General features: G+C 39.4%; 12 protein-coding genes. 9 read left to right on the forward strand and 3 right to left on the reverse strand.

Annotation, left to right across the window (positions count from 1 at the left end):
• Positions 1-24 precede the first annotated feature (24 nt).
• Entirely contained in the window at positions 25-810 is a 786-nt protein-coding gene (locus B4G94_RS06820; protein ID WP_286857912.1) for a response regulator transcription factor, read from the reverse strand.
• A gap of 9 nt (positions 811-819) precedes the next feature.
• Positions 820-1,266, reverse strand: a complete 447-nt coding sequence (locus tag B4G94_RS06825; protein WP_108632154.1) for a DUF1572 family protein — start codon at positions 1,264-1,266, stop codon at positions 820-822.
• Positions 1,267-1,480: 214 nt separating this feature from the next.
• Between B4G94_RS06825 and B4G94_RS06830 the strand changes: the two genes are divergently transcribed.
• From B4G94_RS06830 to B4G94_RS06860, 7 genes are all read left to right on the forward strand, one after another.
• Complete coding sequence (locus tag B4G94_RS06830) at positions 1,481-1,750, forward strand: hypothetical protein (RefSeq protein ID WP_286857914.1); 270 nt, start codon at positions 1,481-1,483, stop codon at positions 1,748-1,750.
• A 100-nt stretch (positions 1,751-1,850) separates the two neighbouring features.
• Entirely contained in the window at positions 1,851-3,152 is a 1,302-nt protein-coding gene (locus B4G94_RS06835) for an ATP-binding protein (RefSeq protein ID WP_286857915.1), read from the forward strand.
• A 103-nt stretch (positions 3,153-3,255) separates the two neighbouring features.
• A complete protein-coding gene (locus B4G94_RS06840; protein ID WP_108632157.1) occupies positions 3,256-3,855 on the forward strand; it encodes a TetR/AcrR family transcriptional regulator in 600 nt (199 codons plus the stop codon).
• Positions 3,856-3,933: 78 nt separating this feature from the next.
• Positions 3,934-5,130 carry an efflux RND transporter periplasmic adaptor subunit gene (locus B4G94_RS06845; RefSeq protein WP_286857917.1) on the forward strand — a complete coding sequence of 399 codons (1,197 nt, stop codon included), beginning with the start codon at positions 3,934-3,936 and terminating at the stop codon, positions 5,128-5,130.
• A gap of 18 nt (positions 5,131-5,148) precedes the next feature.
• Positions 5,149-8,337, forward strand: a complete 3,189-nt coding sequence (locus B4G94_RS06850) for an efflux RND transporter permease subunit (RefSeq protein ID WP_286857919.1) — start codon at positions 5,149-5,151, stop codon at positions 8,335-8,337.
• 24 nt (positions 8,338-8,361) lie between these two features.
• A complete protein-coding gene (locus B4G94_RS06855) occupies positions 8,362-9,789 on the forward strand; it encodes an efflux transporter outer membrane subunit (protein WP_286857920.1) in 1,428 nt (475 codons plus the stop codon).
• Positions 9,790-10,099: 310 nt separating this feature from the next.
• Positions 10,100-10,582 carry a DUF4822 domain-containing protein gene (locus B4G94_RS06860; protein WP_108632160.1) on the forward strand — a complete coding sequence of 161 codons (483 nt, stop codon included), beginning with the start codon at positions 10,100-10,102 and terminating at the stop codon, positions 10,580-10,582.
• A 115-nt stretch (positions 10,583-10,697) separates the two neighbouring features.
• On the opposite strand, the gene B4G94_RS06865 is transcribed toward B4G94_RS06860, so the two are convergent.
• Positions 10,698-11,459: an MBL fold metallo-hydrolase gene (locus B4G94_RS06865; RefSeq protein ID WP_286857923.1), complete on the reverse strand. Its 762-nt coding sequence runs from the start codon at positions 11,457-11,459 to the stop codon at positions 10,698-10,700.
• A 275-nt stretch (positions 11,460-11,734) separates the two neighbouring features.
• On the opposite strand from B4G94_RS06865, the gene B4G94_RS06870 reads away from it, so the two are divergent.
• Both B4G94_RS06870 and B4G94_RS06875 read left to right on the forward strand, forming a co-directional pair.
• Positions 11,735-12,841, forward strand: coding sequence for a sensor histidine kinase (locus B4G94_RS06870; RefSeq protein ID WP_108632162.1), 1,107 nt, complete (start codon positions 11,735-11,737; stop codon positions 12,839-12,841).
• Entirely contained in the window at positions 12,838-13,599 is a 762-nt protein-coding gene (locus B4G94_RS06875; RefSeq protein WP_108632163.1) for a LytR/AlgR family response regulator transcription factor, read from the forward strand. Before B4G94_RS06870 ends, B4G94_RS06875 begins: the two co-directional genes overlap by 4 nt.
• Positions 13,600-13,688 lie beyond the last annotated feature (89 nt).

A 13,688-nucleotide genomic window follows, 5' to 3' on the forward strand; every position in this document is an offset into this window, starting at 1 on the left:
GAGTTGCTTTTGACAGACTTGTTATTATTGTGAATCATCTTCTTGCTTATACATTTTATCGTATATACTGATCGCTTCGTGCAGATTTCGAACCCGCAGTTTTTGTAAAATATTTTGCCGATGCCGGTTAATGGTATTGACACTCAGACCTAACTTTTCAGCAATGTCCTTACTGATCATCCCCCCTCTTACGCAATTCAATACCTCCTTCTCACGTTGACTCATGACATCCTTGACATCTTGTTTATGGAGTAAATAGACCTCACCGCTTACCTGATTAAAGATATAGTTATTGTTCCCTTGTTGGTCTTCTCTGTCGGGCAATAAGGTATAACAGCACAATGCCAACTGGGGAAACTCTTTGCCGGAGGTATCCAAATAGACGATCTGATGTGACATCAGCATATTCTTCCCATCTTTCCCTACCACACGGAGCACACTATTTGCCTGATATTGAAAACGTTCTTTGGGACCTATGTTCTTAACCATATCAAGAAACTGCAGTTCAAGCCTGTGTTTGACAGCCAGATCTTCAGGATGTACGCGTGCTAAGAGAAAGTCTTCCCAAATACTATTGATCTCCAATTTTCTATCAGGCGAAGACAGGTGCAGACGTTCAGCTATCGCCCCCATAAAGGTAAAGCTCCAATTCGCCGTCAAATCACTTAGTACAACAATGCCATTATGGATCTCGGCATAAGTTTTGGCATATTGCTTATAGTATTTTAAAACAGACAAGTCTACACTCGTATTTCGGAGCCCTTTGCCAACAAGATTTTTATTTAATGTCTTTTTTAAATCCGATTCCATCGTTAAATATTATAGATCCAACAGACGACGATGATAATTGATCTGCCCTAAATGGTAGGTTAAATGTGTCGTTAAATGCACCAACAAATATTCCGTTGTTGTCTTCTCCTCAAACACTAATATGGGGTATATTGCGGCAAGGTCCTCCTGATTAAGCTTATCCAAAGCTAGATCAACGACACTAATGGTATTGTCTATACCATCTAAAAGTACTGATCTTGGAATATCCCGCAGGGTAAACTCAGCCTCCCTATTTCTAATATAGCCTGTCTTTCCGATCTCCGCTCCAATATAAGTTTGTAAATTGCCAATTAAATGTAAACATAAATTTCCCGCTGAATTCGCAATACCATGATCAACAATCCAGATATTCTCTTCTTGTCCATAAGATGCAATTTCTGTTTTCAATCTATTCAAATCTCTATAAAAAAGACTTTTCAATGTTTTTACAAGCATAATCTAATTTTTAGTATAATACCATTAGCATTTCTTAATCAAAACTACCAATTTCACAATATTAATTGGTTCTTTATGTGAAGAAGAAAAAGAAAAAATTGCCTCAACTGACTGTAATTTTGAACAGATAGATCTAAACCTCTTGAAAAGTACATCCATTAAATATTCATAAGATATCGTATTTTTACTTGTATCAACAAAGTAATACATACGTATGTTTCCAAAATTTCCAAGAACGACCTGGATCATCTTCTTCATACTAACAGTGACGATCAACCTGCTATTTTCGAAATGCGAAAGTCCTTCGGATGGCAATGATGTCCTTGGTTTTCCCTTTCCCTTTTATACCTATTTAGGCGGGAAACGTTACCCAGAACCACCGGACAGAACATATTTCAACGGCATATATCTTCTTCTGAACCTTGTCGTCTATTTTGGGATCGCCTGTCTATTAAGTTATTCAATAAAAAAAATCAGAAAATAAAAGATTAAAGAAAATAGCGCGAACAGTACAAATTAAACAACATATAATTGGGAAATGAAGTTCTTACCGATTAAATTTACTTGCTAGAATTGCTATCATTATGAAAAAAAACACACAGATAACCAACCTAAGTATAGAATCTGCTGGTTTACCTAAAGATCCAAAATTGGTCATTGCTGAATATATATGGAACGGCTTTGACGCAAAAGCTACTGAAGTTGATATTGTAATTGATAGCAATGAACTCGGTTATATAAACAGTATTGGCATCAACGATAATGGAGAGGGTATCGTTTTCGATACACTCCCCTATTCATTTGGTAATTTTCTGGATTCAGTAAAGAAAAATAGCATCAGACGAAGTTCCTATACAAGAGGAAAGAAAGGAAAAGGCAGGTTTTCTTTTTCGTTGTTTGCGACAAGAGCGATTTGGAATACAATTGTGAAAGAAGAAGGAGTTTTAAAAACATACCGCATACAGATCGATAGGGACAGCAAAGAACAATATGACGTTAGCGAAAGTACCCGTATAGAAAATCAAAAGACGGGGACCCAAGTGAGATTAGAGGGCGTTTTCGGGCTAAATTCATCCTATTTGGAATCGAAAGAATTTATAGATTTCATGGCGCAGGAATTTGGCTGGTTTCTATACCTTAACCGCGATTTAGATTACACCATACGAATCAACGGCGCCATATTAATCTATGATCATCTGATTCAAGAAACGGATCTACTGTCATGGACCTTATATAGCCCTGAAGAAGGTCCCTCCTACACGTTTCAGGTCAATTACATTCGTTGGAACCAACAGATCGGGGACCGATATTACTATTATTTGCGCAATAGCGATAAAAGAGAAATTGCCAAAGTACTCAGCAGCTTTAACAATAATGCGATAGATTTTCATCACTCTGTATATGTAACATCCGATTTTTTTGACGCTTTTGAAAAAGAAGATATTAGCATTTCAACGGACGTCAATCTCTTCACTGGCAAAGAGAAACAAGTTGTGTACCGTAATCTGCTTGCTGAGTTGCGCGATTTTCTGGATCGCAAACAAAAAAAATACGTTCGTGAAAATGCTGTAGCTGTCAAACTCAGTGAATTGGAAAAGAAAGGTTTTCTACCCGGTTACGGGCAAACAGACAACGACAAAAAAAGAAAAGAAACATTGCTCGCATTGCTGCAAGAAATCTACATCATAGACCCGCGCATCTTCTTTGGTGTCAAAACTGACCTGATCCGTACCTATTTAGGTTTCCTGGATCTCCTACTACAAACAGAGAAAAGCACAGACATCCTGACCATACTAGAAAAGGCAATTCCATTGTCGGACAAAGAGAGAAGCCGGATAAAACAGATCCTAATACCCCACAATACGCTCAAAAAAGGGGCTATTTGAGAACATTTGAGCGGCATTTTTATTTAATGACTTTCAAATGTCATTAAATAAAATAAAAAGTTAGAATTTTGCTTAACACTGTTAAATCATTTATGCATTAAGCATGGGTAGTAAAGAACGCATACAACGCCTTAAAGATGAGAATAGAACAAATATTCTCGATGCCGCTCTTCAAATCGTAAAAGAAGAGGGATGGCAGGCATTGAGTATGCGCAAAATTGCGGATATCATCGAATATACCGCCCCCATGATTTATGAGTATTTTGCAAACAAAGATGCAATTTTAAACGAACTTGCCAACCAAGGTTATCTCTTACTTGCCAAAAAAGTCAGACAAGCCAAATCAACTCAAACCGACTTGGAGAAACAATTGGAAGCAATGTGGTTCAGTTATTGGGATTTTGCATTTGAAGAGCGCGAATTATACCAACTCATGTTTGGGGTAGGTACAGCTTGCTGTGGGTTTGAAAAAACCTATAAGTGTGCTGAATCTCATGGCAGATTGATCAGTGACGTAATTCGTGAGATCATGAAGGATAAAAGTCCGTCAGAAGACCTGATCTGTAGAAAATATTTCACGTACTGGTCTATTATACATGGACTCATATCCATCAATTTAGTTAATCAAGGCAACGGAGATAATACCAACCAGGAGGTACTAAAAGATGCGATCTACGGAATCACCCGTTCGCTTACTGACTAATTTTTTTTGCATCAAAAAATACAACGTTAAAGAATCTAACACCGTTAAATATACCAAAACTTCAATTTTTAATATCACATGAAAACAAATGTATCACCAAGTCTTAAGAAGATTTACGTTCCTGCACTTAACAGTGTTAAACGAATTAATATCGTAAAGACTGCATATGTGCTTAGTGCAATCTTGTTGTACAGCTGTTCGACAGGAACAAGCAAACCTAATGATCCACCACCAGTTAGCCTCCCTGTTGTCAGCATCGAAAATGGCAACGAGATCGTCTATCAGGAATATCCGGCAACAATCGAAGCTTCTGCCAATATTGAAATCAGACCTCAGGTTGAGGGCATTTTGGAACAGATCTATGTCGATGAGGGTGCGAAGGTCAGTAAAGGTCAGGCACTTTTTAAAATTAATGACCGCCCATACCAAGAACAATTGAATCAAGCTAAGGCCAACTTATTAGCTGCGAAAGCTGCATTGGAAAACGCAGAACTGGAAGTTGAAAAGAAAACAAAGTTGGTTAACACCAAAGTCCTGACTGATTTTCAATTAAAAACAGCGATCAGTGCGCGCAATGCTGCTAAGGCGAATGTGCAATTGGCAATATCTGCTGTAGAGACCGCAAAAATCAATGTGGGCTATACCTTGATCCGTGCTTCGGCCGATGGATATATCGGAAGGCTGCAACGGAAACAAGGAAGTTTAGTAGGGCCAGCAGATCCGCAACCTTTAACTGCACTGTCAAATATCAGAGATCTTCACGTCTATTTCTCATTGGGAGAAAATGATTTTATTGCCTTCAAAAACAATACGGAAGGTAGTAATCTGCAACAAAAATTAAACAACCTTCCCCCGATCAGCTTGGTGCTTTCTGATCAGACTATTTATGATCAAAAAGGAAAAATAGATATGGTGGATGGTCAGTTTGACAAAAACACAGGCGCGATTACGTTACGCGCGACTTTCAGTAATCCCGAAGGAGTATTACGTAATGGAAATACTGGCCGTGTCAGACTACAAAAGAAATACGATCAGGCTCTATTGGTGCCACAACTTGCTACACTTGAAATGCAAGACAAGATCTTTGTGTATACTGTCGGAAAAGAAAATAAAGTTGTACAGCAGCCTATTACTGTCATCGGAAAAAGTGGTTCAAACTATCTTGTAAGTAAAGGAATCAATGCAGGAGACCGCATTGTTTATAAGGGTATTGATTTACTGCAAGACGGCCAAAAAATTACACCACAACCTTTATCAAAAGACAGCATCAATTAATATTATAACGACAAACTTATGCTTAAGAAATTTATAGAAAGGCCTGTACTTGCCACCGTAATTTCCATATTACTTGTGATATTGGGAGTAATCGGTATCCTAAAGCTGCCCTTACAGCAGTTTCCAGACATCGCCCCGCCTGCGGTACAGGTCACGGCATTATATCCAGGCGCAAATGCCGAAACAGTACTTCGTGCTGTTGCTCCTTCGCTGGAAGAGTCTATCAATGGGGTCGAAAACATGAGCTATATGAGCTCTACCGCCAGTAATGACGGGTCATTGATGATTACCGTATATTTTAAACTTGGTACGGATCCGGATCAGGCTGCTGTCAATGTGCAGAATCGTGTTGCACAGGCCACCAGTCAACTTCCTGCCGAAGTTGTTCAGGCCGGAATTACAACAGCCAAGCAACAAAATAGCTTGATCATGGTATTGGATCTATATACTGAGGATGAAGGTAAATATGACCAAACGTTTATTACCAACTATGCACAGATCAATATTATTCCGGAGCTGAAACGTATCCCCGGAGTGGGACAAGCATCGGTTTTTGGCGGTAGTAAAGATTATTCCATGCGCGTATGGCTTAATCCAAACCAAATGGCTGCTTACAAACTGACCCCTGAGGAGGTAATGGCAGCTATTCAGGATAAAAACGTAGAAGCCGCTCCCGGAAAATTTGGAGAAAGTAGCCGTGAAGCTTTTGAATTTGTCATTAAGTATAAAGGTAAACTTAATCAGCCGAGCGATTATGAAAATATCATTATCCGCTCAAACACAGACGGTTCTGTATTAAAACTGAAAGATGTAGCTCGTGTTGAGTTAGGATCTTATACTTATGCCAGTAAGACCCGCATCAATGGAAAAGCTGGTCTCAACATCGGTGTAATGCAATTAGCGGGATCCAATGCGAATGAAATTCAGATTGCCATACAGGAGTTTATGAAAAAAGCTTCGTTAAGCTTTCCAAAAGGTGTAAAATATCTCGTTTTATACAACACTAAAGATGCGCTCGACCAATCCATTGATCAAGTTAAACACACATTGATCGAAGCATTTATTCTGGTCTTTTTAGTTGTTTTCCTATTTCTTCAGGATTTTAGATCAACACTGATACCGGCCATTGCTGTACCAGTGGCAATTGTGGGAACATTTTTCTTTATGCAGCTTTTTGGCTTCTCCATCAATCTATTGACCTTATTTGCGCTTGTACTGGCAATCGGTATCGTCGTGGATGATGCGATCGTGGTGGTCGAGGCCGTACACGCCAAAATGGAGCATAATAATCTCCCACCTAAATTAGCAACGACCTCTGCCATGAGTGAGATTACGGGAGCCATTATCTCCATTACCCTGGTCATGTCTGCGGTCTTCCTCCCTATTGGTTTTATGGAAGGTTCGACAGGAGTTTTCTATCGACAATTTGCCTTTACATTGGCCATAGCAATTGTGATTTCGGCGATCAATGCACTGACATTAAGTCCGGCGCTCTGTGCCCTATTTTTAAAACCTACGCACCATAACCACGACGAGACCAAGAAACTTAATTTCAAAGAACGTTTCTTCACAGGATTCAATGTCGGTTTTGACCGCCTGACCAAAAACTATTTAGGCAGCTTACGTTTTCTGGTCCGTTACAAATGGGTAGCTTTTGCAGGCTTAGGTATCACCTTGTTGTTGACAATTTTTATGATTCGTCGTACACCAACAGGATTTATCCCTTCCGAAGACCAAGGTTTTATCGCTATATCATTTTCTATGCCAGCCGGTGCCTCTTTGGATCGGACTTCGGAAGCATTAGCTGAAGCTGAAAAACAACTTCAACATGCTGACTTCACCAAGACACTAAACGTTTTGGCTGGTTTTAATATTTTAACGCAATCAACCAGTCCATCAGCAGGTGTAGCATTTATTTTGCTGAAACCACATGAAGAACGTGGCAGTATCAAGGACATCAACGCTATTATGGCCGATGTGAACCAACGTTTAGCAAGTATCAAGGGCGCCAACTTCTTCGTGTTTACCTTCCCTACAGTCCCTGGATTTAGTAACGTGGATGGTCTCGATATGGTTCTTCAAGATCGGACAGGTGGACAACTTGGTAAATTCAGTACAATAGGTCAAGGGTTCATAGGAGAACTCATGAAGCGTCCTGAAATCATGATGGCCTTTACAACCTTCAAAGCCGACTACCCGCAGTACGAGCTACAAGTGGATGACATCAAAGCCGAACAACTTGGTGTAAGTACCAAAAGTATCTTACAAACCATGCAAGCTTATTTTGGTAGTGCGCAGGCGTCAGATTTTAATCGATTCGGAAAGTACTATCGTGTTATGGTCCAAGCGGATGCAAAAGATCGTAGCGAACCAACTTCCATGGACGGAATCTTTGTAAAAAACAGATTAGGTGACATGGTACCGATCAACACGTTGGTCAAATTGCAACGTGTATATGGACCGGAGACTGCTTCGCGTTACAATCTATTTAATTCGATCGGAATCAATGCAATCCCAAAACCCGGCTATAGCTCTGGGGATGCGATCCGTGCGGTGGAAGAAGTGGCGAAGCAACATTTACCTACTGGATTTACCTATGAATTTTCGGGTATGACCAAGGAAGAAATTGTTTCGGGAGGTCAGTCGACCCTTATTTTTATTCTTTGTTTAATCTTTGTTTACTTCCTGCTTGCAGCACAATATGAAAGTTATATTATCCCATTAGCGGTTATACTCTCTATTCCAACAGGGATATTCGGGGTCTTTGCAGCAATTAGTCTCACCGATACGGCCAATAATATTTACGTTCAGGTAGCTCTGGTCATGTTGATTGGCTTGTTGGCAAAGAATGCCATTTTAATTGTCGAATTTGCTATTCAGGGTCGGAAACAGGGACTCTCAATACCTAGTGCGGCGCTTAAAGCAGCACGCTTACGTCTGCGTCCTATCATCATGACCTCCCTAGCCTTTATTGTAGGTATGATTCCTATGATGAGCGCAGTAGGCCCCTCTGCACAGGGTAACCACTCAATAAGTATTGCAGCAGCTGGTGGAATGCTCAGTGGCGTTGTATTAGGACTGTTTATTATTCCTATCCTCTTTATTGTTTTCCAATTTATACAGGAGAAAGTAAGCGGCACGCCAGGCGAAAAACAACGGGAAAATGAATCCATTGCTTTGGAAATTCCTGTACACACAAATAATTAGTGAACAATGACAACATCGAAATATATGAATAGAAAAGCAAAGCTACTGACTATTTTCATCTTATCTTTTGCAGCGTGGTCTTGTAAAACAGATAAATTGGTCAGCAATAAAAACCTTGTGCCAAATCTGCCCGAGCAATATCGTGATCAGGGAAAAGCGTCACAAGAAAACAATATTGGTTCTATTCCCTGGCGCGACTTTTTTAAAGATCGGGTTTTACAAAGTTTGATCGACAGTGCTATCCAACATAACCTGGATATGCAATTGGCTCTTAAAAATATCGAGGCATCTCAATTGAGCTTAAGGCAGGCAAAGGCAAATTATCTTCCTTCGGCACAGTTGCAGATCAGGGGAAACAGCACCAACCCCTCCAATAACAGTATGAACGGATTGAGTTTGGGCCAATTTCTAAAACAGCACCATGTTGAAGACTATACGGCTTCAGTGGGTGTGTCCTGGGAGGCTGACCTATGGGGAAAAATCAAAAACCAGAACGCCGCTGCTTTAGCATCGTACTTACAGACGGAAGAAGCAAAAAAAGTCATACAAACACAATTGATTGCCCAGGTAGCACAAGGCTATTATCAACTTTTGATGCTCTACCAATTGCGGGATATCGCACAGCAAAATTTACAGTTGAGCGATACGACACTCCGCATCGTTAAGCAACAATACGAAGTTGGTGATATTACATTGCTCGCCTTAGAACAAGTCGATGCACAGCGTTTATCTGCGGCCGCACTTATCCCTGATTTCGAGCAGCAGATCCGACTTCAAGAGAATGCGATCCAAATCCTTAGTGGTAAACTCCCTGCGGAAATCAAAACACAGGAGCAATTGGTCAATGTTCGTTTTCCCGAAGATTTGGCTACAGGGATACCGGCAGACTTATTAAGCCACCGTCCGGATGTGAAACAGGCTGAACTTGCTGTCACAGCTTCTCAGGCCTATCAAAAATCCGCCAAAGCGAGAATGTATCCGTCCTTGGTCATTAGTGCCGAGGCTGGAGTTAATGCATTCAAAGCAAGTAACTGGTTTAATTTGCCAGGCTCGCTATTTGGTGCTATTACAGGAAGTATTACACAGCCTATTTTTCAGCGTAGAGAGTTGAAAACACAATATGAACTTGCTCGTATAGAACAAGAAAAAAATGTGATGATTTTCAAACAAAAGGTCATTGCTGCGGCTGGCGAGGTTTCCGATGCTTTGGTCTCGATCCAAAAACTAAAAGAAAAACAACAGATTACTTTGGATCGAACCAATCGTTTGAAAGAGGCTACAAAACATGCCAACCTACTGTTTGAGACGGGTATGGCTACTTACCTAGAAGTAATCACCGCGCAAAGCAATATATTGCAGAGTGAACTGGAGCTCGCGCAAGTCAAAAAAGCCGAACTTTCAGCTGTAGTAGATCTCTATCGCTCCTTAGGTGGCGGCTGGAGCAATAACTAATTTTCGAAAGTGCAATTTTTCTAATTTTATATCACATATCTGGGAGGCAGGGGACCGCGAGGGTCTCCTGTCTTATTTTTGGTAGCAACATCTTTGACCTATTACCGTTTCCGCTAAGTTTGGACTTTCCTACTCCTACTCCTACTCCTACTTGATCTCCCCCTATTGAGACTCCGATATCTTCGCCCTATCCATTACAATTTCATGCATAACGATTGCCACAGTTATAAATACTTCAAACCTTGGAATAAAAGGGACAAATGCAATCACAATCATGCAATTATTTTTGTGAGACAATAAATTCAATAACATGAAAAACTTAAAAATGATTGCAATGCTATGTTACATGGTCATTTGCACTTTATTACTTGGTAGCTGCAGTAAGGATGATGAGGTAACACCCGAACCTCAGCTGACGCCCAGCGAAATATTAGCAAGTACAGCCTGGGAAACTACCAATGCCAAAAATAACAAAGGTGAAAATGTGGTCCTGACAGATGCAAACGTTTCAAATTTTGTAGGTTTTGCCTATTTTAAATCTGATGGCACCTTTACCATGTTCAATCTTGATGACTCTCCCAAAATGCATGGCGACTGGTCGGTTTCAGCGGATGGAAAGACACGGACCATCGTTGCTAAAAACGCTGCTGGAGAAACGCTTTTCACACGTATCGTTGATATTACTGTATTGACAAAAGAGGAATTTACGTACCGGATTTATCCAAACAATGACAATAAGTCCGTTTATTTCGATATTATACACACACCAACCACACACACAGAACCAAAATAATCGGTCGTATTATTTGACGTAGAGATAAGGCGACCCCTTAATCAAAAGGATTGGCAACATTTCAAATATTGTCAATCCTTTTTATCACTTCCGTTTATCAACTTTTTGGACTACTTCAATCCATAAACTCGCTAAATTCTTCAATATCATGGTAACCAAATACCTTTATTTCGGAATGATCAGCTACAAATTCACGAATTTTATCCATCGAAGCCAGTCGTTGACGGTTATCTTCCGCTCTCATTTTGGCTAAGCTATTTACAGGATGTGTTTCGTCTGTCAACTCAACTCTCATGTAATACGCGTCAGCCACATAGAGCAACTTTACTTCCTGTGATTCTATCGCAACACCACAATGCCCCAATGTATGCCCAAAAAGTGGAACAAGATATAAGGACAGTTTCAGATCAATCGCGAGTTTTCTCGCTTCAAGGCCATGCCATTGAAAATCACTTTTTGCATACGTCCTGATTACGGGGTTATGCAACAATGGTGTCACCAGGTAGCGTTGATTACCGGACAAATAATTTTCATGCTCTTCTTGTCCAAGATGAACTGTTGCGTTTGGAAAATCAGCCAATCCACCAATATGATCGTTATCCAAATGGGATATCACACAATCCGTTACAGCGGACGGATCAAATCCAAGTTTTTCAATCTGACGGATAGCCGTTAGATCTTCATTAAATCGATAGCCGACCATTTCGACAAGTTCTTTACCAATTCGTTCTATCGGAAACATCGTATCCATTAAACCAATACCTGTATCCACTAAAACCAATCTTTCGCCTTCTTTGATTAAAAGGCAGTGTCCACATACATTATCATTCACGGATGAAACAATCCGAACGCAATTTAAATGATAAAATTCAGCCATCTTAAAATTAATTTATAAGAGCCAATTTAAGAAAATAATAGGCTACATCCATTATTTCGATTGTAAAGCGTAATTGAATTCCTTATATTATCAACTGGATACATGGATCAAACTAAACTGAAGAGGACAATCCAAGATTTGTATCTATACGATTGAGCTGCGGTAAATGGGTATTTCAGTTTACTCTTTGTACACTTCAGAATAAATTTGTAATCCAATTCTTAAATGAATTGCGAAATTTGTATTGATTTAATGGCAATATACACGTAAAACGTATGCAGGAGAAGACGATCTATAAGAATGAAAAAAATTTAATCAGTACAAATAAGAAGAGGTTATTATTTACCCTGCTGTCTTTTTTCCTCATCTACCTTGTTGCTTATATTATAGATCCGTTCGCCAGCTGCTGGAATGGCTATTTCCAACGAAATATATTTGAAATACTGGGCGAATGGACATTTACAATTATTTATAGTTTCCTCATTTCGGAATTTAGCATTATTGTCCATAATCGCTTGGACGCTGTCTTAACTTGGAAGGACAATCCAACTGAAAGACTGCTTATTGAAACCGTCATCAATCTCATTGTCGTTCTACTCATCAATTTATTACTGGTTTACATCATCTCCCGTTATTATTTTGAACTACAGAACGTTACCATTGCAACATCTTTAGAGGAAAAAAGAGGTGCGATACAAAATATCTCCATCAGTGTGATGATCGCTTTAATGATTATGGGGATAAATATTGGGATCCATCTGATTAACAACTGGAAAAATGAATCTATACGCGCGGCCAAACTTGGCCAAGTTATTTTAGAGGCCGAGCTTCAGTCCCTAAAACTGCAAATTGACCCTCATTTTGTATTCAATAATCTGAGCGTATTGTCGGAAATAATTTTAGAAGATCAACAGCTGGGATATGAATATGCCGAAAATTTCTCCAAAATATACCGCTATCTATTGGTGAATTCAAAAAAAGATGTTATTTCGCTGGAAGAAGAGCTCAATTTCCTTGATTCCTATATTTTCTTGATAAAGAATAGATTTGGGGATGGTGTCCATTTTGAAATTAACGTAGATCCTGCCAAGTCCAATTATCAATTACCACCGCTCACGCTACAGCTCCTGGTTGAGAATGCATTAAAACATAATCAGACCAACAAAAAGCGTTCGTTAAAAATCAAGGTATACACCAATGCACAGAATCAGCTTGTTGTCGAGAATATTTTGATACCCATAGAAAATGTATCGGAATCCTCAGGAATAGGTATTTCCAACATCATTAAAAGATATGATCTTCTGTCAAATCTACAGCCGGAGATATTGAACAACGGAAAAACATTTAAAGTAAATCTACCACTTATAGAACAAAACTCATGAGCATAACCAATGTCTTAATTATTGAAGATGAAAAACTGAATGCTGATCGTCTCAAACGACTGTTGCGGGAAATAAAACCCTCCATACAGATATTGGATGTTTTGGATAATATTGCGGACAGTATCAATTGGTTTCAAGGCAATGAATCTCCGGATTTGGTCATGATGGATATCCGTCTTTCTGATGGTTTAAGTTTCGAGATTCTGGAAAGTATAAAAATTGACTGCCCCATTATCTTTACGACTGCATTTGATGAATATGCCGTCAGGGCCTTTAAGTTCAACAGTATAGATTATCTCCTGAAACCTGTAGAGAAAAAAGAATTAGAAAATGCGCTGATCAAATTAGACAGTCTAAAACTTCAACAGACGAATCAGGACCCGATCCGGGGCTTATTGGATTTTATTTATCCAAAAGATTTCAGAACCCGATTTCTCCTACCCTACAAGGATGGTTATAAAACAATACTGGTAGAAGACATTCAGTATTTTTATTCAGAGTTTAAGTTGACACATGCCAAATTGAAATGCGGCACGGTCGAAATTGTACCACAAACCTTAGAAGAGCTGGAACAACAACTAAATTCTAAAGTTTTTTTCCGTGCCAATAGACAATTTATTGTGCATATAGACGCAATAAAGAGATTACATAATCATTTTAATGGCAAACTTAAAGTAGAAATCAAATATAGCGAAGATGTCGAAATCCTCGTCAGCCGCGAAAAAGCACAACTCTTAAAAAACTGGCTGGATTATTAATAGACAGCAGTCTTTAATTCCAATTTTTTGGCCCCAATTAACTGGGTGAGATCAGTTCTGCGAGTAGCGTCTTTCTAAGGAAAACGACA

The sequence above is a fragment of the Sphingobacterium sp. UBA7625 genome (assembly GCF_002484085.1).
GTDB classification, from domain to species: domain Bacteria; phylum Bacteroidota; class Bacteroidia; order Sphingobacteriales; family Sphingobacteriaceae; genus Sphingobacterium; species Sphingobacterium athyrii.